Here is a 23542-nt window from a genome sequence, read left to right on the forward strand (position 1 = left end):
TAGGTCGTCCGCCTCCTGTCTGCACCGCCGGACCGTCAATTCACTGTGAATGCCGGTGATCGGTTCAGCCGGAACGCCCGCGCGCAAATCAGCCGGGGACCTTGTTCAGGTCATAGGCGGCAATACCCGCGAGATTGACGATATCGGTTACATTCGCTCCCAGACGCGCGATCTGGACCGGCTTTTCAAGACCAACCAGCATCGGACCAATCACTGTCGCCCCGCCCGCCGCCTTGAGCAGGCGCACGGCAATGGACGCCGAGTGGATCGCCGGCATGATCAAGACATTGGCCGGCTGGGTCAGCCGCGAGAACGGGTAGAGTGTGTGGTGGTCCGGGTCGAGCGCGACATCGGCTGCAAGCTCGCCCTCATACTCGAAATCTGCGCCCTCGGCATCGAGAATTTCGACGGCCTGCTGGATCTTGGCGGTCCGCTCACCTGGCGGATTGCCGAAACTGGAATAGGACAGGAAGGCCAGATGCGGGGTGATGCCGAACCGGCGAGCGGCATTGGCAGTGACCACAGCAATTTCGGCCAGCGCCTGCGCATCCGGAAATTCCGTGACCGATGTGTCGCCAATGACCAGGCTGCGCCCGCGCGTCACCGCGATGGTCACTCCGACTGGCCGGCTGCCCTCAATCGGGTCCAGCACAAGCTCGACCTCATTCATGACCACGTTGGAGTGCCGCGTCACGCCGGTGACCATACCGTCGGCATGGCCCATTTTCAGCATGCAGGCAGAGAAAACATTCCGGTCATTGTTCACGCGCCGCTGGACATCCCGGCGCAGATAGCCCCGCCGCTGAAGGCGCTCATAAAGATAGTCGGAATAGTCGGCATTATACTCGGACAGACGCGCATTGCAGACTTCAAGTGAGCCGGCCGGAATGCCTAATTCTTTCATATTGGCAGCGACGACGTCCTCGCGCGCGACCAGAACAGCCTTGCCCAGGCCCTGGGTCTGGAATGCGTGCGCCGCGCGGATGACGGCCGGCTCTTCCCCCTCGGCAAACACGATGGTCTTTTGTTCTGCACGGATGGAGGCAGAGATGCGCTGCTGGACGGCGGCTGTCGGATCGAGGCGGCGTGCCAGGACTTGTTTGTAGGCATCCGCGTCCTCGAGCGGCCGGCGCGCCACGCCGCTATCAATCGCTGCCTGCGCCACGAAAGGCGGCACCCAGGAGATAAGCCTCGGATCGAATGGCGTCGGGATGATGTAATCAGGCCCATACTGCAGGCGATCAACCTTGTAGGCCTGAGCGACTTCATCAGGCACATCTTCGCGCGCCAAGGCGGCCAGGGCGCGCGCCGCCGCGATCTTCATCTCTTCATTGATGGTCCGAGCCCGCACATCGAGCGCACCACGGAAGATATAGGGAAATCCGAGAACATTGTTGACCTGATTGGGATAATCAGACCGACCGGTCGCCATGATAACATCATCACGGACCGACTTGACCTCTTCCGGCGTAATCTCCGGCGTCGGATTGGCCATGGCGAAGATGATCGGATTTGGCGCCAGGGACGCAACGATTTCCTTGGTAAAGACACCCGCTGCCGACAGACCGAGCAGGACATCCGCGCCCTTCGCCGCATCCGCGAGGGTGCGCTTATCCGTCTTGATCGCGTGCTTGTTCAGACGGTCATGACCGCCCGGACGCCCCTCATAGACCACACCGTCAATGTCCACAACGATCGTGTTTTCCGACTTCACGCCCATCGACTCGATTAATTCGAGGACGGTGAGGCCGGCCGCACCGGCACCGCAAAGGACGACTTTCAGGTCTTCCATTTTGCGGCCGGTCAGGTCGCAGGCATTGATCAGGCCGGCAGCAGCAATAATCGCCGTACCGTGTTGGTCATCGTGGAAAACCGGAATGTTGAGCTCGTCTCGCAAGCGCGTTTCGATCTCGAAACATTCCGGGGATTTGATGTCTTCCAGATTGATGCCGCCGAATGTGTCGCCGAAACCGCGCACACATTCGATGAACTTGTCCGGGTCGGTATAGTCGACCTCGATATCGACAGCGTCGATGTCGGCAAAGCGCTTGAAAAGCACCGCCTTGCCTTCCATCACCGGCTTTGAAGCCGCCGGGCCGAGATTGCCAAGGCCTAAAATGGCAGTCCCGTTCGACACGACGGCGACCATATTCCCCTTCGAGGTATAGTCGTAAACCGACTCCGGATTCTCTGCGATCGCGCGCACGGGTGCGGCCACACCCGGACTGTAGGCCAGCGCGAGGTCGCGCTGCGTCGCCATGGGCTTGGTCGCAGCCACGGACAGCTTTCCGGGCGTTGGTTTCATATGAAAAACAAGCGCGTCAGCGTCGAGTTGATTGTCCGCGCGATAGGTCGATTCAGCCATATTTCACCCCAGGGGAAGGACGTGGAGCGACCCTGCACCGCTGCGCGACAAGTGCCAAGCCCCGCAAACGCTTAGCTTCCATGCGTGAGCAGATGACCAAGCGCCGCTTCTCGACGCCGGCGCCGGCCCAATGCCTGCAGGACCTCGGGCAGGACTTCCGGCAGGTCTTCGGCAATCAGGCCTGCTCCGAGCTGCCGACCGGCGTCACCGTGCAGCCAAGCAGCACCAGCTGCCGCGTCATCTGGCGCCATGCCGGATGCGAGGCCTGAAGCGATGATTCCGGTCAACACGTCCCCGCTGCCCGCGGTCGCGAGCCACGGACTTGCATGACGATTGATCCGCGGTGTCATACCTGGCGATGCGATTACCGTTGCCGGCCCTTTCAAAAGGACTGTGCAACCCGCGGTCTCGGCGGCTTCGATGGTTCGGTCGAGTTTGTTGGTTCTGTCCCGGCCAGAGCCGAATACCCGATCAAACTCTCCCTGGTGCGGGGTAAGTACACAAGCCGCATGCAGGGCCTGGAACAGGGTATCAGGACACTCTGCAAAACTGGTCAAGGCGTCGGCGTCCAACACCAATGGCATGCCGGCCGAGAGCGCCGACAAGACCGCATCGTGGGTTGCCTCCCCCACCCCCATGCCGGGGCCAAGCACAGCAGCTTGGGCTCTCAAATCCGCGAGGAGGCGCGCCGTGTCGCTACCGCCCGTCCAGCGGGCCAGCATCTCAGTTGTCAGGTGGGAGGCGTTGACCAGGGACGCTGACGGTGGTGAACAGACCGTGACCAGGCCAGCACCGGAGCGCAAGGCGGCCCGGGCCGCCAGGCGGGCAGCGCCAGTCGCACGGGCGCCGCCGGAAAAAACCGCGACGCGGCCGCGTTGATGCTTGTGCGCTGTCCCGTCAGAAAGGCGGACCTCCGGCCAGTCAGGAGGAGCATTCTCACGCGCGATCGGCGCGACCACATGCTGCCAGCCTTCAGGGACTCCGATATCCGCACAGACGATTTCACCACACATTTCAGCAAATGGCTCGATGATGTGAGCCGGCTTGCGGGCATGAAAGGTCACGGTCAGCGCCGACCTGAACGCTGCCCCGGTGATGGCGCCGGCGTCGCCTGGCACGCCGCTGGGCAGGTCGATAGCCACAACCGTGACCGATTCGGCCCTCAGCTGCTCGATCCAACGCTCCGGCTCACCGGCAATTGGTCGTGACAACCCGGCCCCGAAGAGCGCGTCAACAACCAGTCTCTCGCCCGAATAAACAGCCTCCGCAGCGCGCTCGGTCTCGTCACCCCAGACACCCAGCGCCCATGCGGCATCGCCGGTCAGGAGGTCTGGATCGGCGAACAAAACAACACGGACAGGCCAACCAGCCGCTCGTAATGACGCCGCCGCAATCAGGCCGTCCCCGCCATTATTGCCGGGCCCGGCCAGGATCAGCGTTGGACGCGGCGCCCAGCGGGCCCGGATCGCTGCACTGACGGCTACCCCGGCCTTGTTCATAAGGCTCTGAGAGCTCACGCCGTTTTCAGCCGCAAAACGGTCGCATCGGGCGCAGTCGTCGGTGGCGAGGATATCATTCAACATTGACGCACCATTGTGAGGCAGCCCTGCCCGTTTATTAGGCATATAGTCTGGCGGCTGCGAGCGAGTCCCATTTCTGTCTTGTCACCCCGCAGCCCGTGTCTAGCGTCGACTTGAGATCATGGAGTCCGTGATGAAGAAAATCGAAGCCATCATAAAACCCTTCAAGCTTGATGACGTGAAGGAGGCCCTGCAGGAAATCGGTGTGCAAGGCCTGACGGTCATCGAAGCCAAGGGGTTTGGTCGGCAAAAAGGGCATACCGAACTCTATCGCGGCGCCGAATACGTCGTCGACTTCCTGCCCAAGATCAAGATCGAACTGGTGCTTCCCGCCGACCGTGTGGACGCCGCTGTCGAAGCCATCCAGACCGCGGCCCAGACCGGCCGGATCGGTGATGGCAAGATTTTCGTCAGCCCGATCGAAAGTGTCATTCGCATCCGGACCGGCGAGACCGGCCGGGATGCCCTCTAATCCAACTCGACCAGCAATCCGGAGCCTGGCCCATGTCAGACGCAATTCTCAAAAAGCTCAAAGACGAAGACATCAATTATGTCGATCTGCGCTTTACCGACCCGCGCGGCAAGCTGCAGCACGTCACCTTCGACCGCTCGGAAGTCAATGAGGACTTCTTCGAGGATGGCATCATGTTCGACGGCTCTTCGATTGCCGGCTGGAAGGCGATCAACGAGTCCGACATGGTGCTCAAGCCGGACGCCTCCTATTGCGAGGTCGACCCGTTTTACCAACAACCGACCGCGATCATTCTGGCCGACATTCTCGAGCCGGGCACGGGCGAAGCCTATAATCGCGACCCCCGCACCACGGCCAAGAAGGCCGAAGCCTTCCTGAAGGCCTCCGGTGTTGGCGATACCGCCTATTTCGGTCCGGAAGCAGAATTTTTCGTCTTCGACGATGTTCGCTATTCGACCAGCCAGCAGGATACGGGCTACAAGCTCGATAGCGAGGAAATGCCCCATAATACCGGCTCGAAATTCGAGGGCGGCAATATGGGTCATCGCCCGGGCCCGAAAGGTGGCTATTTTCCGGTCAATCCGATCGATAGCGGCCAGGACATGCGGACCGAAATGCTCACCGTTCTCGAAGAGCTCGGCCTGAACCCTGAAAAGCATCACCACGAAGTGGCGCCGGCTCAGCACGAGCTGGGCATGAAGTTCTCATCACTGACGACGATGGCCGACCGCATGCAGCTGTACAAATATACCGTGCACATGGTCGCTCATGCCTATGGCAAGACCGCCACCTTTATGCCGAAGCCGGTCTGGAATGATAATGGCACCGGCATGCACGTCCACCAGTCGATCTGGAAAGACGGCAAGCCGATGTTCGCCGGCGATCGCTATGCCGACCTGTCGGAGACCTGCCTTCACTATATCGGCGGCATCATCAAGCACGCGCGGACGATCAACGCCTTCGCCAATGCCTCGACCAACTCCTACAAGCGTCTGGTTCCAGGCTTCGAAGCCCCCGTCCTGCTGGCCTATTCGGCTCGCAACCGGTCCGCATCGATCCGGATTCCGTGGGTCAGCTCGCCGAACGCCAAGCGCCTGGAAACGCGCTTCCCGGATCCGGCCGGCAATCCCTATCTGACTTTCGCCTCACTCCTGATGGCCGGTCTCGACGGCATCGAGAACCGCATCGACCCGGGCGATCCGATGGATAAGGACCTCTACGATCTGCCGGCGGAAGAGCTCAAGGACATCCCGACCGTCTGCCGCTCACTCCGTGAGGCCCTGGAATCGCTCGACGGCGATCGCGACTTCCTCAAGAAGGGCGGCGTCATGGATGACGACCAGATCGACGCCTATATCGATCTCAAGATGGAAGAGGTTCTGCGCTTCGAAATGCACCCTCACCCCGTCGAGTTCGACATGTATTATTCCTGCTAATTCAATCAGTTCAGACCGAAATCTCGGCGAAATCAGCGGCCGGACATGCGTCCGGCCGCTTTCTTTTGCATCCAGCGCACCCGATACGGTCGACGAGCGCGCGGGCTTTCGCTACAAATCATTCCTCATTCGACCAGCCCCTTTTGGGGAAGTCCTGTCAGGAGTTCGTATGCGTCGCCGTTTCTTGTTCGCCAGCGCCCTTGCCACGCTGACCGTTACAGCTCCTGCCGCTTTCGCAGATCGCGAAATCACCGACGAAATCACCACGCCTGTCGCCACTTCCACGGCGGGCGATGGCGGGGTTGCCGACAATATTGTCATCTCGACCGGCGGTCGGGTCACCCTCGTTCCAAACGAGACGGCGATCACAATCGACAGCGACAACAATGTCACCAATAGCGGCTCCATCGTTATCGAAGGCGATGATGATGGCGGCGTCGGCATCCATGCGATCGGCGGCAATACCGGCGATATTACGCATGCCGGGACCATTCAGGTTGTCGCAGAAACGCGCGCGGCCGATACCGATGATCCCGCTGATGGCCGCGTGGACGGCCCAATCGCCATCGGATCGAACCGGGTGGCCATTCTTGTCGACGGGGCTGCCGTCTTCACCGGCGACATCGTGGCGTCTGCCGGCAGCACGATGACAGTGATCGGAAATGACTCGGCCGGCCTGCGCTTGCTGACAGGTCTGGACGGCAATATCAGTACGGCGGGCCTGATCCGCGTCATCGGCGATAATAGCTTCGGTGTCGAGCTTCGCGGCGATGTCACGGGCGATGTCACCTTGAACGGGCGCTACGAAGCCAACGGGGAAGACAGCGGCGGCATCCTGATCGCCAGCGACATTGATGGCGCGTTGAGCATTGGCGGCACCGTCAATGCAACCGCTTACCGCTTTCTGGGTCGACCCGGTGAAGACACGCGCAACGCGTTGGAGCCGGAAGACCGTGCCGACAGCGCGTCTCCAGTCCTGGTCAATGGTAATGTTGGCGGCGGTATTTTCTTCAGCGGCTTCTCCGCAGATCGGCCGAGTACGCCCTCCGCCAATATCTCTGTTCGCGGCTCCGCGCCGGCCGCTCACATCCTCGCCAATGCGACCTCCGGCGACATTGTGCTCGGCGAAGTCGTCCTGGAAGCCATTCCGGACGATCCGGACACGGCCGATGTCGATGAAAGCGTCGAGGCCGAGCTTATCGGCTACGCACTCGTCAATCGCGGCAATATCCAGTCCGCCGGCAATCTGGACGGAGTCGACACCGTTTCACTGCTGGTCAATGGCACAGATGGCCATACGGTCAGCCTGACGGGCGGCTTCCTCAATGAAGGCGACATCGGCGGTTCGGCCTGGGCCGGACAATCCACCGGTGTCCTGATGGGCAATGGCGCGATTGTTCCAACCTTTGCCAATGCCGGAAACATCCTGATCCGGACCAATGGCGACGGCGCCCATGCCCGGGGCGTGTATCTGGATACCGGCGCAAATGTTCCCACCCTGGTCAACTCGGGCATCATTGACGCGACCTCGCTGAACGGCGGCGGCGCGACCGCGCTGACCGACGCCTCGAACTCGCTGACCATGATCGAGAATACCGGGGAGATCGCAGCCTACCACCTCAATACCCTGCCAGGCAGTGATCCGCAGGTGGATGATTTGGTTGCCATAGACCTCTCCTCCAACACAGTCGGCACGACCGTACGCCAATACCGCGCAGCGGATGCCGAAGATGAATTTGTTGAACAAATCATAGGCGAAATACGCTTCGGCGCCGGCGATGACAGGCTGCAAGTCGAGACAGGCGCCGTCTCAGGCGATCTCAGCTTTGGCGATGGCGCGGACGAGCTGATCATTTCCGGTGGCACCGTGACCGGCGCCCTCAGCGATTCCGACGGCAATCTCTCCATCGAGGTCGACAATGCCGGGCTGAGCCTGGGCGCCAGCACCAATGCTGATATCACGACCGCCCGCTTCGGTGACGGTTCGGTTATCCGCTTCCAGATTGATGATCAAACGAGTACGGCGGCCAGCCTGACCGCTTCCGGCGACATTACTTTCCAGTCCGGCTCGCGTGTGGCTGCAACACTGGCCAACCTGATTGGCGATGGCGCTACCTATGTCGTGGTGTCCGCGAACAATCTCGTCATCGAGGAAAGCCTCGACATCCTGCAAAACACCGAGGCCCCTTGGCTGTACGAATCCAGCTTGGAATTCGATCCCAATGATGCCAACGCACTCATTCTGACACTGCGCCGCCGCACGGCCGAGGAGTTGGGCATGAATGCCAATCAGGGCGCGGCCTATGCCGCAGCGCTGGAAGGATGGCAGGGCAATGAAGCACTGGGCCAGGCGATCGCCTCCCTGCTGACGCAGGACGAGTTCTTCGCCGCTTACGACCAGTTGCTACCGGAATACGCCGCTAGCGCAATCCAGTTTGCGCTCGCCGCCAATGACAGCTCGGTGGGCGCCCTCGCCAACCGCCTGGAAGCTGTGCGTCGCAGCCCGGACGAGACTGGTGGGTTGTGGATTCAGGAATTCGGTTACTTCGCCGATCGTGCTGGCACCGCTTTCGGTCCGGGTTATCGCGGTCACGGGATTGGCGTCGCGGTTGGTTTCGATCGTCCGATCGGCCCCTTCTATGCCGCGGGTCTGAATTTCGTCGGCGCAGCCAGCGAAGTCTCGGAAGTCGACGGTGTCGATGATCCGATGAGCGCATTGACCGCTCAAGTCGGCGCCTATGCGGGCGCGCGTACTGACATGTTCGACCTCGATGTCTACGCAGCGGTCGGATATGACAGCTTCGAGCATAATCGCCGTGTCCTGATTGGCGAGTTTGATGCCGCTCCAAGCGCGGAATGGACCGGTTGGCATACGTCAGCCTCGGCCCGCATCGGTCGTGACATCGCCTTCACTGACAACTGGTATTTCCGCCCCGCCTTCTCGGTGGATTATCTCCGTCTGAGCGAGAGCGGATATACTGAAACCGGCGGCGGAATTGGCGTTGACCTGTCAGTCGGCGATCGTGAAACAACCAGCTTCTCCGGCACGGGCCTGATGACGCTGGGTGCCCGCTTCGAGAATGACAATTCCTGGTGGGCGCCGACAGTTCGGGTTGGCTTCCGCAACGAGTTCGGCGATTCCGATGCCGAGACGACGGCAAGCTTCTCTGATTTCGACGACACTTTCACGCTGCGCTCCCAGTCCATGCCGGGCACGGGCGCAATCTTCGGCTTCGGTATCGCCGCCGGATCCGGATATTCCACCTTCTCCTTCGACTATGACGCCGATGTGCGCGAGGACTTCATTCGCCACACCGCTCGCCTGGTCATGCGGATGGTCTTCTGATCCATCCTCGCAGAATTGAACAAACCGGCCCGGCTGCCTCGCAGTCGGGCCGTTTTTTTATGTGGAACATCCTGAAAACGGCTGTCGACGGCTGCACACACAGGCTATCCGCGCTCGATTCGCTGCGTAGAATTTCCCTTCTGATCGCCGACTCGTGCAAAGTGGACAGATGTCGAACCAGAACTCCGATTCCGACCTGTTTGGCGGCGCCCCGGCGCCGACCCCGTCCAAGGCTCCGGCCCCGGGTTATTCAGCGGCCCATATCGAGGTCCTCGAAGGACTTGAGGCCGTGCGCCGTCGCCCGGGCATGTATATCGGCGGGACGGATGAACGTGCCTATCATCACCTCTTTGCCGAAATCCTCGACAATTCCATGGACGAGGCAGTGGCCGGCTGGGCCGACCGGATCGAGGTCGCTCTCGACGAGGACGGCTACATCACCGTCACCGATAATGGACGGGGCATCCCGGTCGATCCGCACCCCAAATATCCCGACAAATCGGCTCTGGAAGTCGTTCTGACGGTCCTGCATGCCGGCGGCAAGTTTTCTGACAGCGCCTACAAGACGTCCGGCGGCCTGCATGGCGTCGGCATTTCCGTCGTGAACGCACTTTCGGAAGTCCTCGATGTCGAGGTTGCGCGCGAAAAGACGTTGTGGACGCAGTCCTATTCCCGCGGCCTGCCACAAGGCAAGCTGGTCAATGCCGGCTCCGTCGCCAATCGCCGCGGCACCAAGATCCGCTTTTTGCCCGATCGCCAGATTTTCGGCGACAAAATGTCGGTCAAACCGGCCCGCATTTATGCCATGGCTCGCTCGAAGGCCTTCCTGCGCCGCGGCGTGAAGATCCAGTGGCGCTGCCCACAAAGCCTGGTCGAAGGCTCGGATATACCGGCAGAGGACATTCTCTGCTTCCCGGGCGGCCTGGCTGACCGGATGGTCGAGATGGCTGACAAGCGCGCCCTCATCACGGCTGAAGCCTTCACCGGGCGGGTCGAGCGCGAGGATGGGGCTGGCGGCGTGGAGTGGGCCATCACCTGGTCCGGCAATGGTTATGGCGGCGATGCGGACGGTTTTTGCCAATCCTATTGCAACACGGTCCCGACCCCGCAGGGCGGTACGCATGAGCAAGGCCTCCGGGCCGCCCTCTCCAAGGGACTGCGCGCCTATGCCGAACACACCCACGCCAAAAAGGCCGCTCAGATCACGGCTGAAGACGTCTTGGGCGGTGCGGGCGCGCTGGTTTCGGTCTTCATCGGCGATCCGGAATTCCAGGGCCAAACCAAGGAACGACTGGCGACACCTGAAGCGACCAAGCTGGTGGAAACCGCGGTGCGCGACCAGTTCGATCACTGGCTCGCTGGCTCGCCGAAGGAAGCGGCCAAACTGGTCGAGTTCGCGATCGAACGCGCCGATGACCGCATGCGCCGGCGCAAGGAAAAGAACGTCAAGCGCCAGACGGCCTCGCGCCGCCTGCGCCTGCCGGGCAAGCTGGCCGACTGTTCACGCGCCGATGCCGACGGGACCGAACTCTTCTTGGTTGAGGGTGACTCGGCTGGCGGCTCGGCCAAGCAGGCCCGGTCACGCCAGACCCAGGCCATCCTTCCGCTGCGCGGCAAAATCCTGAATGTCGCCTCGGCAACCGCGGACAAGATTTCGGCCAATCAGGAAATCAGTGATCTCCTGCTCGCGCTGGGTTGCCAGACGGGCAGCAAGTTCAAGCTGGAAGAATTGCGCTATGAGCGCGTCGTGATCATGACCGACGCCGATGTCGACGGGGCCCATATTGCCGCGCTTCTGATCACGTTCTTCTATCGCTCCATGCCCGAACTCATTCATTCGGGACGGCTCTTCCTGGCCCAGCCGCCACTTTATCGCCTGACCCAGGGCACGCGCACGCTCTATGCCCGCGATGACGCCCATCGCGAACAATTGATCCGTGACGAATTCAAGGCCAACAGCAAGATCGACGTGGGCCGGTTCAAGGGTCTCGGTGAAATGACACCAAGCCAGCTCAAGCAGACGACCATGGATCCGGCGGTGCGAACGCTCGCCCGCGTCGTGATCAATGAGGATGACCTGCCGAGCCTGGAAGCCCTGGTCGAAACCCTGATGGGCAAGAAGCCGGAAGCGCGTTTCAAGTTCATCCAGGACAATGCCAGCTTCGTCACCGAAGACCTCGATCTCTAGCCTTTGAGGGCGCACTGCGGTGTGTCGGTTGCATCAGGGCACTGCCCGGTGAGTGGACAAGTGCGCCCACCGCGCTAGCCTCTCGCGCAAGCAAGAACCAGAATCACGAGGGGAAGCCGATGATCTGTACACGCGCACTCAAGAATGCCCTGCTGAGCGCCAGCCTTGTGGCAGGCAGCCTCGGCGGCATGGCCATGGCCGAGCCGATCGAATTCTTCCAGGTCGAGGGCGTCAATTATGATCTGTCCGTCCCCGCTCCTGAGGATGTAATCGGTTGGGGCGTTGGCGACCGTCCGGTGCGGCACGACCAGCTCGTGGCCTATCTCTCCGAAGTCGCCAACGGGTCTGATCGCATCTCGGTCGAGACCATCGGCTATACACATGAACATCGACCGATTCTCTTTTTCGTCGTCACCTCGCCGGAAAACCATGCCCGCATCGACGATATTCGAACCCGACATCTGGCCTCGCTCGAACCGGGCGCGCCAGCCAGCGACGGTCCGGCCATACTGTGGCTGAATTACGGGGTTCATGGCGCCGAATCCGCCGGTATGGACGCGTCCATACCAACACTCTACCACCTTGCCGCCGCCCAGGGCCCGGAGATCGAAGCGACGCTGGATGACAGCGTCATCCTGATCACCGCCATCTTCAATCCCGATGGCCATTCGCGCCGGGTCAATCATGTGGAGACCTTCGGCGGCGACGTCCCCGTCACCGACCCGGATCACGAACAGCACAATTTATGGACCGCAGCGCGGACCAATCACTACTGGTTCGACCTCAACCGCCAATGGCTGCTGCAGACACAGCCGGAATCACAAGCTTGGCTGGAGCAGTGGCATGCGTGGAAGCCGCAAGTGTCCGCCGACTTCCACGAGATGGGCACGGAAAGCACCTTCTATTTCCACCCCGGTGAACCGCTGCGCCGCAACCCGCTTATCCCCGAGCGGGCGCGTGACCTCACCCTGGGGATTGCCCAGCACCATATCGACTTTCTCGACAGCGAGGCCCGTCTTTATACCTCCGAGGAAGGCTTCGATAATTTCTATGTCGGCAAGGGCTCGACCTATCCCCAGGTCAATGGCTCGCTCGGCATCCTCTTCGAGATCGGCGCCGCGCGCGGCGGCCTGATCGAGGCCGAACGCGGCCTGGTCAGCCATGGCGATAATGTGCGCACCCATTTCCGCACCTCACTGACCACGATTGAAGGCGGCATTGCCGGCCATGACGAGATCGCGGCTTATCAGCGTGAGTTCTTCGCCACCTCCGCCAACGAGGCCGGACGCGATCGAGATCGCGGCTTTGTCTTTACCGCGGAGGGTGACCCGGCCCGCGCCAACATGTTTGTCGATCTCCTGAATAGACACGATATCCGGGTCAATCGACTGGCCCGCGATGTGCGCAGCAATGGCCGCACCTATCGCGCCGGCGAGAGCTTCGTCGTCGAGCTGGCCCAGCCGCAATACACAATGATCCGGTCCATGTTCGACCAGCCCACCGCGTTCGACGAAAACATCTTCTACGACGTCTCCGGCTGGACCCTGCCTCTGGCCTACGACCTCGACTACACCGCCCTTGGCCGCGACTGGTCGACCGATCTGCTCGGCGCGGAAACAGGCCCGGCGGAACTGGCCCAGCCGGCTCCGCCGCGGTCGAGCTATGGCTATGTCCTTCGCTGGTCAGACTATTATGCACCGCGCGCCCTCTACCGGCTCCTGGATGCGGATATCCGCGTTCGCGTCGCGACCGAGCCGGCCACCATTGCCACGCACATGGGTGCCACCGAGTTTGGACCGGGCGCGGTCTTCGTGCCCCTGGTCGGACAGGAGTCCGATCGCGAGGCCATTCATCAAATGGTCGCATCGATCGCCGGGGAAGACGGTGTTGCCGTCCATGCCGTGACATCCGGTTCGACGGCGGCCGGATCACCCGACCTGGGCGACGGCAATGGCTTCCGTGCGGTCCGCCGTCCCGAAGTCCTCGTGCTCTTTGATGATGGGCTGACAAGCTATGATGCCGGCGAAGTCTGGCATCAGCTTGATCATCGCATGCAGATCCCGGTCACCCTGCGTCGCAAAAATGATCTCAGTGGCCTCGACTGGTCGCGCTACACCCACATGGTGATTGTCGGTGGCGGCAATACCAGCCTGCCCGCTCGCAGCGCGGAGCGGGTCGAGCAGTGGATCCGCGAGGATGGCGGCGTCCTCGTCACCATGCGCCAGGCCTCGGTCATGGCGCAGGCGACCTTCTTCGACATGGAGTCCGAAGACGAGGCCGACGAGGCTGCCGACAGTGAGACGCCGGATCGCCGCAATTATGCGGACATCGGGGTTGATGATGCCGAGCATGTGATTGGCGGGGCGATCTTCCAGACCGATCTGGACCCCTCCCACCCGATCGGGTTCGGCTATGGCGACCGCCTGCTTCCGGTTCACCGCAACACGACGCTTACCTTGCAGCGGCCGGAGGACAATCCTTTCGCCGTGGTGGCGCAGTATACCGATGAGCCGCTGATGTCGGGCTATGCCTCGCAAATGCGCCAGGACGAGATCAGCGGCACGCCGGCCCTGATCGCCCAGCGCCTGGGTCGCGGCAGCGTCGTAATGTTCGCGGACAATCCGATGTTCCGCGCCACTTTCCGGGGCACCGAGCGGGCCTTCATGAATGCGATCTTCTTTGGCTCGCTGATCGATCGCCCCTATGGCGATTACGATGACGAGAACCATCACTAATGGCGTTAAGCCGGCGCGAGCATCGCAGCTGTCAGTTCCGCGTTTGACGCCGCGAGCGCGACAGCGTTCAATTGCACAATCTCGTTCGGACCTCTCGTGCCGAACGCCAAGTGGGGAATAGACAATGACACGCAAGGCATGGATGCCAGCTCTGGCGGCGACCGCCGTTTTGAGTCTGGCGGCGTGCAGTTCCGGCACCGACTCCGATGGTTCCGGTTCTGCCTCGTCGGACACGGATGTTGTCCGGCACAGTCTCGATCCGTTTCCGTCCACCTATGCGGCCCGGGAGAGCGGTACCACGCTCATTCGCGGCGGAACGGTGCTCGACGGAATTGGCGGCGAGATTGAAAATGGCGATGTGCTGATCGAGAATGGCCGTATCAGCGCGGTCGGCACCGGTCTGGAAGCGCCCGAAGGCGCCACCGTGATCGATGCCACCGGGCGCTATGTGACGCCAGGCGTGGTCGATATTCACTCCCACCTCGGTGCCTATCCGTCTCCCAGCGTCAGCGCGCACAGCGATGGCAATGAAGCCACCCAGCCGGTCACGGCCGAAGTCTGGGTAGAGCACAGCGTCTGGCCGCAGGACCCCGGCTTCGAAGCCGCCCTCGCCGGCGGTGTGACCACGCTTCACATTCTGCCCGGCTCCGCCAATCTCTTTGGCGGACGCGGTGTCACCTTGCGCAATGTTTCAGCCCGCACGGTCCAGGAAATGAAATTCCCGGACGCGCCCTACACGCTGAAAATGGCCTGTGGTGAAAACCCGTCACGCGTTTATGGCAATCGGGGCCAATCCCCGGCCACCGACATGGGCAATATGGCCGGATATCGCGCTGCCTGGATCCGGGCCTCCGACTACCGCGACAGCTGGCATGAGTATTGGGAAGCCGCCGAAAATGGCGAGGATGCCACGGCGCCGACCCGCGATCTTGAGCTGGAAACCCTGATGGGTGTCCTGGACGGCGAAATCCTGATCCAGATGCATTGCTACCGGGCTGACCAAATGGCGCAGGTCATGGATCTGTCCGAGGAATTTGGTTACCAGGTCACGACCTTCCATCATGCGGTCGAAGCCTACAAAATCCCTGACCTTCTCGCCGAGAACGGCGCTTGCGCCGCGGTCTGGGCCGATTGGGGCGGATTCAAGATGGAAGCCTATGACGCCATCCGCGAGAACCTCGCCCTGACCCATGCAAACGGGGCCTGCGCGATGATCCATTCGGACAGCGATATGGGTATCCAGCGCCTCAATCAGGAAGTCGCCAAGGCGCTCGGTGATGGTCGCCGTGCCGGCCTCGAAATTTCCGACGGCGAAGCCTGGGCCTGGCTGTCCTCGAACCCGGCGCAGGCGCTGGGTATCGCGGATCAGACCGGCAGCCTGCAAGCCGGCCTTCGCGCCGACGTCGTGCTGTGGTCTGGCAATCCCTATTCCACCTATACACGGGCCGATCAGGTCTGGATCGACGGCGCGCTGAGTTTTGACCGGCGTGATGAAGACCAGCAACCGGTCCGAGACTTCATGCTCGGTCAGCCGGGTGAGGGAGAACAATGATGAAAGCGATCCTTCCTGCGCTCGCCCTGGCTCTCGCCAGCACGGCGCCCAGCCTCGCCCAGACTTATGCGGTCACGAACGGCCGTGTGGTCACCAATACCGATCAGGGCGTTATCGCCGATGGTACCGTCCTGGTTCGTGACGGCAGCATTGTTGCGGTCGGCACCGATGTGACCATCCCCGACGGCACCGAAGTGATCGACGCCGATGGCGGCTGGATCACGCCGGGCCTGTTCGCGCCCTTTACACAGATCGGCCTGATCGAGGTCGCCCTCGAAGGCTCCACGACAGATGCGGGCGCGAATGACTCGCCCTACTCCGTCGCACTGGATGTTACCGACGGCTACAATCCCGCTGGCACGCATATCGCGTCGACGCGGATGGGCGGCGTCACCCGAGCCGCCATCTATCCCTCGACCGGCCACAATATCTTCGCCGGCCAAGGCGGTCTGGTGAATACAAGCGGCAGTGCCAACTCCGTGTTCGAGAGCGGCAGCTTTGTCTATGCTGACCTGAGCCAGTCGGGCGCCTCCACGGCAGGCGGCTCCCGTCCGGCCGCCTGGGCCTATCTGGATGCTGCCTTCAACGATGCGCGCGGCTATCCGGGACGTTTCTCGGCGGATCATGAAGGCGATGCACTGAACCGTTTCGACGCCCAGGCGCTCCTGCCTGTGGTGCGGGGACGGGTTCCCTTGGTGCTGAATATCGATCGAGCTGCCGATCTGCGCCGGGCGATCCGCTTTCAGGCGGAAAATGCGCCAGTCCAGATCATGATCGAGGGTGGCGCCGAGGCCTGGCTTGTCGCTGACGAGCTGGCCGCGGCTGGCATTCCGGTCCTGCTGGACCCGCTGCGCAATCTCCCGGCCTCCTTCGACGAGATTGCGGCCACGCTGGATGGCGCCCAGCGCCTGCATGCAGCCGGTGTCACCGTGGCCTATACCACGCTGACTTCAGACGGGTATTACAATGCCCGCCTGATCACCCAGCATGCCGGCAATGCGGTGGCCAATGGCGTTGCCTGGGACCAGGCCTTCCGGTCAATCACCCTCACCCCGGCGGAAATCTACGGGATGGGCGATCGCTATGGCGCCCTGGCAACCGGCTATGCCGGTGATGTCGTGGTCTGGGATGGCGATCCGCTTGAGGTGATGAGTTCGCCGACAGCGGTCCTCATTGATGGCGAGATAACAGAGATGGATTCGCGGCAAACGCGCCTTCTCAACCGTTACATCAATATCACGGACGAGACGCCATTCGCCTATCGGCGTTAGGGGATCAGCCTTGTTGCGTTGACTCGCAGCGGCGCCCCCGTATTTTGCGCTCACCAAGCGGCCGCGCCACTACGGCGCGGCCGTACCGTTTTAAGGTCAAACAAAAGGACGCCATGACGTTCGCAGATCTGGGTTTGAGCCCAAAACTACTCGAAGCCATCCAAAAGGCTGGCTATAGCGAACCGACCCCGATCCAGGCCGGCGCCATTCCCCCCGCGCTTGCCGGGAGAGACGTGCTTGGCATTGCCCAAACCGGGACCGGGAAGACTGCGTCCTTCACCCTGCCCCTTATCGAGCGCTTGTCACGTGGCCGCGCCAAGGCCCGCATGCCACGCTCGCTCATCATCGCGCCGACCCGCGAACTCGCCGCCCAGTGCGCCGAGAATTTCGAGACCTATTCGGAAGGCCAAAAGCTCTCCATGGCGCTGCTGATCGGCGGCGTCGCCTTTGGCCCGCAAGAGGAAATTCTCAACAAGGGCGCGGATGTACTGATCGCCACACCCGGCCGTTTGCTTGATCACTTTGGTCGCGGAAAGCTGCTGATGACCGGCGTTCAGATGCTTGTCGTCGACGAAGCCGACCGCATGCTGGACATGGGCTTCATTCCGGATCTGGAAAAGATCTTCTCGCTGGTTCCGCCGCCGCCGCGTCGTCAGACCCTCTTTTTCTCGGCCACCATGCCGAAGGAAATCCAGAGCCTGGTGGACCGCTTCCTACGCGATCCGGAACGTGTGGAAGTCTCCCGTCCGGCAACCGCGTCCATCAATATCAGCCAGTTCATGATCAAGCTGGACGACAATTCGGCCAAGGCCAAGCGCGCAGCCTTGCGCGTGGCCATGTCCCGTGATGGTGTGAAGAATGGCATCATTTTCTCGAATCGCAAGCGCGACGTCGACATCGTCGCCCGCTCGCTGCAGCGCCACGGGTTTTCCGCCGCTCCGATCCACGGTGACCTGGACCAGTCGGCCCGAACCGCAACCCTGGCCAGCTTCAAGTCCGGTGAATTGCGTTTCCTGGTCGCCAGCGATGTCGCCGCACGCGGCCTCGATATTCCCGATGTCAGCCATGTCTTCAATTACGACATGCCGCACCATGCTGATGATTATGTCCACCGCATCGGCCGTACCGGCCGTGCAGGAAAATCCGGCGAGTCGATCACGATCTTCGTGCCCGGTGACGAAAAATCGCTGGCGGCCGTCCTCAAGCTGATACAGACCGAGATTCCCGAACTCGTTCTCGACGGAATGGGTGAGGCGATGGCCGATGCCGGCGCCTCTGGTGGCCGGTCGCGCCGGTCTGCGTCGAAGACGGATGGCAGCGCATCGGCATCCAGAAACGACTCATCGAGCTCTCGCTCGCGCTCGCGCAAGCCACGTCGCTCCGAAGAAACCGCAGATGAATCCTCGGGCAGCACCGCATCAGCGGCACAAAAGGCTGTCGACGCGGTTGAGGAGAAACAGAAAGAGCCGGCTCGACAGGCTCGACCCAAAGCGCCTGCCGCCGCGAAACCGGAACCGAAAACGCGGGATTCCCATTCTGAATCGTCGCGCCGTGGCGGCCGGAATCCCGGTTCCAAGCGGGATCGCGGCCAGGATAATGACCGGTCCGTGGTCGGTTTTGGCGACCATGTGCCCAGCTTCATGAACGCCGACCGTTGAGCCAGGCCAGACCGCACGGCAAGGGATGGCTGCACGAAGTGTAACAACAACTCATACGGTATGAGCGATTTTTACCACTTCTTTCCCTTTGATGCCTACAGTGTCCCTAATCCGAACAGCGAAGGCATTCGCTTCGGCAGGGAAGGGTTTTCTGGTGAACGGTCGACTGCTTGGAAATGAAGGACGTGAGTTCGCGCTCAAGGCGCTGGACCTCATGGATCAGTTCGGCATCGCGCCGACCCCCGAAAACTATGCGGTCTGGGTTTGTTTCGCGAGCGACACCAATCCGGAACTCTGCGAGACCCTGAAAGGTCACATTGAGTCCGGCGACACCTTCTCCGAAACCATCAATAACGAGCTTTTTGAACAGTATTTCCAGTGGAAAGCTATCCAGGACGCGATCCTGGAAAGCGGCGGCGCCATGTGTCGCGAGCTGGGCGCCGTTCAGCAAACTCTAGAAGCCGCCGAGCGCGACACCGCCGCCTATGGCAAGGCACTTGAGGGCGCCAGCCATGAGTTGATCGCCAGCCCCGATGCCCACGGTATGAAAAAACTGGTGGAGAGCCTCGTCTCGGCGACGGCCCGCATGCAGCGCCGAAGCCAGGCGCTGGAAGACCGCCTTCAAGCGACATCGAATGAAGTCACGCAGCTTCGTTCAAATCTCGAAAAGGTTCGCGAAGAGGCCATGACCGATGCCCTCACCGGCATCGCAAATCGCAAGCGTTTCGACGAGAGCCTCCGCCGCGCGCGCCGTGATTCGGAAACCAAGAAACAACCGCTCAGCCTGGTCCTGTGCGATATCGATTTCTTCAAGCGATTCAACGACACATGGGGCCACCAGACCGGTGACCAGATCATCCGATTTGTCGCCGGTTGCCTCACCCGTCATGCTGGCGAGGGCCATCTGGTTGCCCGCTATGGCGGAGAAGAATTCGGGATTGTTATGCCGAACACGCCTCCGAATATCGCCGAACAAGTGGCCGAGAAAATCCGGAAGACCGTCGAATCCAAGAAGTTGCTACGCAAATCCACGAATGAGGACCTCGGCAACATCACCGTGTCTCTTGGCATTGCGACCTATCAGGAAGGCGAGTCGATCGAGGATCTGATCGAACGTTCGGATTCAAATCTCTACCGCTCAAAAACCGAAGGCCGCAATCGGACCACGGTCGACGATGGGCGCACGATTGCGCGAAGCGCCGCGTAAACCCGCCTCAATTCGTTGCGAAACCGGATCAGGCCGCCTGGCAGGGCGGCCTTGTCATATCAGGTTCCGGCAGGCGGCAATGTCGCACGGAAACTCGGTCGAGATTCCCAGGCATCCAACAATGCCGTGAGATGCGGCCGCCCGGTTCGCCAGCCACTCTCCGGATACCGAAAATCCATGTATGCCAAGGCTACAGCCATGGTAAGCGGCCCTTGAGCCAGCGGGCTTTCCAGATCACCGACCGCCTGCTCAATCTCATCGATCGCCCGCATGATCCCTCGCTCCCGGCGCTGGATCCAGAATTCCGATTGGATGCCTTCATCACGCACCATTTCGACACGGCGCGCCACGGTCAGATCCAGAAGTCCACTGCCGAGCGCCTCGAGCCGACGATCATTCCAGCCGCGCGGCCACGGCTCGCCCGCTTGCTCGCACAAATAGTCGGCAATCAGGCCGCTTTCGGTAAAAGCCTGGCCATCATCCAGGACCAGGCAGGGGACTCGACCGAGCGGATTGGCCTGTAGCAAGGCCGGGTCATCATCGAAAGGATGGGCTTCAATCTCTTCCACCTCATCAGCAAGGCCCAGCTCGCGCGCCATGACCCGACATTTGCGTGAATAGGGCGAGGTGGTCGAGATGATGAGTTTCATGGTCGGTCAGACTTCCCTGACAGGAACGATCGTCACGCTTTCCCCGCAACCACACGCGTCCGTTTGATTGGGGTTGTTGAACACGAATTTCGCATGAAGCGGCGTGATTTCATAGTCGATCTGGGTGCCGAGCAGGAAAAGCAGCGCCTTGGACTCGAGTACGATCTCGACGCCCTGGTCCTCAACGCGCTCGTCCAGCGGGCCGGGTGCATCGACATAGGCCATCTCGTATTCCATGCCCGCACAGCCGCCATTCTTGACGCCGACGCGCAGGAAACCAGCGCCTCGCTGAGCCATCAGCCCCTTGACGCGCTCGGCCGCGGCCTCTGTCAGGCTCACCGCCTTGGGTCGTTCACGTACAGCCATCACGGCCTCCTAGAACATGTTCAGCGCAAGTCGCGCTTCATCAGACATGCGATCCGGCGTCCAGGGCGGCTCGAAGGTGAGGTCCACCAGTGCCCGGTCGACACCGTCGACCTTCTCGACCGCTTCCTGTACCCAGCCCGGCATTTCGCCGGCGACGGGGCAGCCAGGCGCTGTCAGCGACATCTGGACTTTCAGGGTGCGGTCGTCTTCCAGATCGACCTTGTAAATCAGCCCAAGCTCATAGATATCGACCGGGATTTCCGGGTCGTAGACGCTCTTGAGCGCCTCGACGACGGCATCGGTGATCCGCGCCAATTCGTCGGCCGGGATCGCGCCCGTGCCGTCAGCCGGCTTGCTTTCGGTGGCAACCGGGCTTTCCGTCGCAGGCACGGCGGGCGCAGAGAGGTCGATCACGTCTCGGTTGGTATTATCGGTCATGGTCATCCCTAGATGAGGAAGTCGCGGGCCTTTTTCAATGCGTCGACAAACGCATCGGCCTCTTCAATCGTGTTGTAGATGGCGAAGCTCGCCCGTGCGGTCGAACTCACACCCATCTGGCGCATCAGCGGCTGGGCACAATGGTGGCCGGCCCGAACCGCGACGCCATACTTGTCGAGAATCTGCGCGACATCATGCGGATGCGCACCATCCATGGTGAAGGAGATGATCGCGCCCTTGTCCTGGGCGGTCCCGACAATACGCAGACCGTCGATCTCGGCCAGGCCCGCTGTCGCGCGGTCCATCAAGGTGCGCTCATGCTCCAGCACGGCCATGCGGTCATGACGTTCCAGCCAGCGGATGGCCGCGCCCAGACCGATCGCGTCGGCAATGGCCGGCGTGCCGGCCTCGAATTTGTGCGGGACATCGGCGAAGGTCACGCGGTCCTCGAACACATCGGCAATCATCTCGCCGCCGCCCATATAGGGCGGGAGCCGGTCCAGCCAATCGCCCTTGGCATAGAGCGCCCCGATACCGGACGGGCCATAGAGTTTGTGGCCGGTGAAAACGAAGAAGTCGCAATCGAGGGCCTGGACATCGACGGGCAGGTGCACGGCCGATTGTGAGCCATCGAGAAGGACCGGAACGTCATGTGCCCTCGCAATCTCGATGATCCGGGTCGCATCATTCACCGTGCCCAGAACATTCGACATATGGGTGATGGCGATCAGTTTGGTCTTCTCGTTAACCATGCCTGCCAGCTGTGGATAATCCAGCTCGCCGGTTTCGGTGACAGCCGCCCATCGCAGAATAAGTCCTTTAGAATCCGCAAGAAGGCGCCAAGGCACGATATTCGAGTGATGCTCCATCTGCGAGATGATGATTTCATCGCCCTCGACCAGGAGCTGGCCGAAACTGTGGGCCACGAGGTTGATCGCCTCAGTCGAACCGCGAGTGAAGACGATCTCCTCCGTGCGTTCGGCATTGAGGAAACGTCGCACATCCTCGCGCGACTTCTCGAACTCTTCCGTGGTCTCGTTGGCAAGCGTGTGGAGCCCGCGATGCACATTGGCGTAGGAGGCGCGATAGACACCGGCCACGCTCTCGATCACGAATTCCGGTTTCTGGGCCGAGGCCGCATTGTCGAGATAGCGTAGCGGATAGCCATTGATCTCACGCTGCAGAATCGGGAATTCGGCCCGGATCGCATCTATGTTTAGCGGTGCCTGAATGGTGGAGTGAGCGGTCAAATCAGCGCTCCCAGGCGGGCGCGAAGGCTCGCCTTAAGCGTCTCGCGAAGGGCTTCGTCCTGCACCCGGTCCAGCGGCTCGGCGAGATAGCTCTCAATCAGCAAAGCGCGCGCCTTGGCCTCCGGCAAGCCGCGCTGGCGCATATAGAAAAGCGCTGTCTCATCCAGCGTGCCCAGCGCATTGCCGTGCGCGCACTGGACGTCGTCCGCATAGATTTCCAGCTCAGGTTTGGCATCGATCTCGGCTTTCTCGCCCAGCATCAGCGCCCTATGCGTCATGCGCGCATCTGTTTGCTGCGCCAAGCGGTCGACGATGAATTTGCCCTGGAAGACGCCGTGACCACCCGACGCAACCGCGCCCTTCACGAGCTGTTTGGTGACGCCACCCGGACCGGTGTGGTGGACGAGATTGGTCGAGTCTGCATGGCGTCCCGCCGCCAGGATATAGGCGCCGCCCATATCGACACTCGCGCCGTGCCCCGGGTGGACCACATGGGTTTCGTTACGCGAGAGTCGCGCGCCGGTATCCACCATGGTCTGGTTGAGTGTTGCGCCGTCGGCGAGTTCAATCTCGGCCGATCCCACGAAGACCGCGTCGGCGTCATGATTGGTGATTACAATGCGATCGAGCCGGGCACCCGCCTCGACGCGAATGGTGAGATGCCAATTGCCCAGTGAACCGGCCTCCCCCTTCAGCGTCTCTACCAGAGTCAGGGATGCACCCGCCGGCACCACCAGCGTCTCGTCTGCGGCACTCGCCCCCGCCGAGGCGGTGATGGTCAATTCCAGACGGTCGCCATCCTGAGGCGACGTGAGTCTGTCCAGGCCGGTCACATCGATGCGTCCAGCACCGCTTACATCATTGGCGGCGCGGCGCAGATCGGACCATTTCCAGAGCTCGTGGCGCCGTGTCGGCAAGCCCTCGCGCTGCGTTACCTCACGCAATTGCGCGCGCCAGCCGGTCGCCCCGTCCAGCGCGTCGATCAGGGCCTGCTCGGCTTGTGTATGGGTCAGTGTCGCGGTCATGCC

General features: G+C 61.6%; 16 protein-coding genes. 9 read left to right on the forward strand and 7 right to left on the reverse strand.

Features of this window, described 5'->3' with window-relative positions:
• Nucleotides 1–88: 88 nt before the first annotated feature.
• Nucleotides 89–2365 (reverse strand): NADP-dependent malic enzyme, encoded by a 2277-nt coding sequence (locus Q0X62_RS15045; RefSeq protein ID WP_297737706.1) that lies wholly within the window; start codon nt 2363–2365, stop codon nt 89–91.
• 71 nt (nt 2366–2436) lie between these two features.
• Nucleotides 2437–3948, reverse strand: a complete 1512-nt coding sequence (locus Q0X62_RS15050) for an NAD(P)H-hydrate dehydratase (protein ID WP_297737709.1) — start codon at nt 3946–3948, stop codon at nt 2437–2439.
• Between the two features lie 130 nt (nt 3949–4078).
• Here Q0X62_RS15050 and Q0X62_RS15055 point away from each other — a divergent pair, with 130 nt between their 5' ends.
• The 9 genes from Q0X62_RS15055 to Q0X62_RS15095 all read left to right on the forward strand — a co-directional run bounded on the left by Q0X62_RS15055 (nt 4079) and on the right by Q0X62_RS15095 (nt 19810).
• The gene (locus Q0X62_RS15055; protein ID WP_295692425.1) at nt 4079–4417 is read left to right on the forward strand and encodes a P-II family nitrogen regulator; all 339 of its coding nucleotides are present in this window, start codon (nt 4079–4081) and stop codon (nt 4415–4417) included.
• 32 nt (nt 4418–4449) lie between these two features.
• Nucleotides 4450–5853, forward strand: coding sequence for a type I glutamate--ammonia ligase (gene glnA, locus Q0X62_RS15060; RefSeq protein WP_297737712.1), 1404 nt, complete (start codon nt 4450–4452; stop codon nt 5851–5853).
• A gap of 169 nt (nt 5854–6022) precedes the next feature.
• The gene (locus tag Q0X62_RS15065; protein ID WP_297737715.1) at nt 6023–9199 is read left to right on the forward strand and encodes an autotransporter outer membrane beta-barrel domain-containing protein; all 3177 of its coding nucleotides are present in this window, start codon (nt 6023–6025) and stop codon (nt 9197–9199) included.
• 169 nt (nt 9200–9368) lie between these two features.
• Nucleotides 9369–11387 carry a DNA topoisomerase IV subunit B gene (parE, locus tag Q0X62_RS15070; RefSeq protein WP_297737718.1) on the forward strand — a complete coding sequence of 673 codons (2019 nt, stop codon included), beginning with the start codon at nt 9369–9371 and terminating at the stop codon, nt 11385–11387.
• A gap of 119 nt (nt 11388–11506) precedes the next feature.
• Nucleotides 11507–14122 carry a M14 family zinc carboxypeptidase gene (locus Q0X62_RS15075; RefSeq protein WP_297737721.1) on the forward strand — a complete coding sequence of 872 codons (2616 nt, stop codon included), beginning with the start codon at nt 11507–11509 and terminating at the stop codon, nt 14120–14122.
• Between the two features lie 124 nt (nt 14123–14246).
• On the forward strand, nt 14247–15674 hold the full coding sequence (locus tag Q0X62_RS15080) for an amidohydrolase (RefSeq protein WP_297737724.1): 1428 nt from the start codon (nt 14247–14249) through the stop codon (nt 15672–15674).
• Entirely contained in the window at nt 15674–16945 is a 1272-nt protein-coding gene (locus tag Q0X62_RS15085) for an amidohydrolase family protein (protein WP_297737726.1), read from the forward strand. Before Q0X62_RS15080 ends, Q0X62_RS15085 begins: the two co-directional genes overlap by 1 nt.
• A 113-nt stretch (nt 16946–17058) precedes the next feature.
• Nucleotides 17059–18603: a DEAD/DEAH box helicase gene (locus Q0X62_RS15090; protein WP_297737729.1), complete on the forward strand. Its 1545-nt coding sequence runs from the start codon at nt 17059–17061 to the stop codon at nt 18601–18603.
• Nucleotides 18604–18757: 154 nt separating this feature from the next.
• Nucleotides 18758–19810 carry a GGDEF domain-containing protein gene (locus tag Q0X62_RS15095; RefSeq protein ID WP_297737731.1) on the forward strand — a complete coding sequence of 351 codons (1053 nt, stop codon included), beginning with the start codon at nt 18758–18760 and terminating at the stop codon, nt 19808–19810.
• Nucleotides 19811–19869: 59 nt separating this feature from the next.
• Here the strand turns inward: Q0X62_RS15095 and Q0X62_RS15100 are convergent, their stop codons facing one another.
• The 5 genes from Q0X62_RS15100 to sufD are packed head-to-tail and all read right to left on the reverse strand — an operon-like array spanning nt 19870 to nt 23539.
• Entirely contained in the window at nt 19870–20460 is a 591-nt protein-coding gene (locus Q0X62_RS15100; RefSeq protein WP_297737733.1) for a glutathione S-transferase N-terminal domain-containing protein, read from the reverse strand.
• A 6-nt stretch (nt 20461–20466) separates the two neighbouring features.
• Entirely contained in the window at nt 20467–20826 is a 360-nt protein-coding gene (locus Q0X62_RS15105; protein ID WP_297737738.1) for an iron-sulfur cluster assembly accessory protein, read from the reverse strand.
• Between the two features lie 9 nt (nt 20827–20835).
• Nucleotides 20836–21264, reverse strand: coding sequence for an SUF system Fe-S cluster assembly protein (locus Q0X62_RS15110; protein WP_297737741.1), 429 nt, complete (start codon nt 21262–21264; stop codon nt 20836–20838).
• 8 nt (nt 21265–21272) lie between these two features.
• Nucleotides 21273–22514 (reverse strand): cysteine desulfurase, encoded by a 1242-nt coding sequence (locus tag Q0X62_RS15115; RefSeq protein WP_297737743.1) that lies wholly within the window; start codon nt 22512–22514, stop codon nt 21273–21275.
• A complete protein-coding gene (gene sufD / locus Q0X62_RS15120) occupies nt 22511–23539 on the reverse strand; it encodes a Fe-S cluster assembly protein SufD (RefSeq protein WP_297737746.1) in 1029 nt (342 codons plus the stop codon). The genes Q0X62_RS15115 and sufD overlap by 4 nt, the downstream gene beginning before the upstream one ends.
• Between the last annotated feature and the right edge of the window lie 3 nt (nt 23540–23542).

It is taken from the genome of uncultured Maricaulis sp., from assembly GCF_947259345.1.
In the GTDB taxonomy this organism is placed as follows: Bacteria; Pseudomonadota; Alphaproteobacteria; order Caulobacterales; family Maricaulaceae; genus Maricaulis.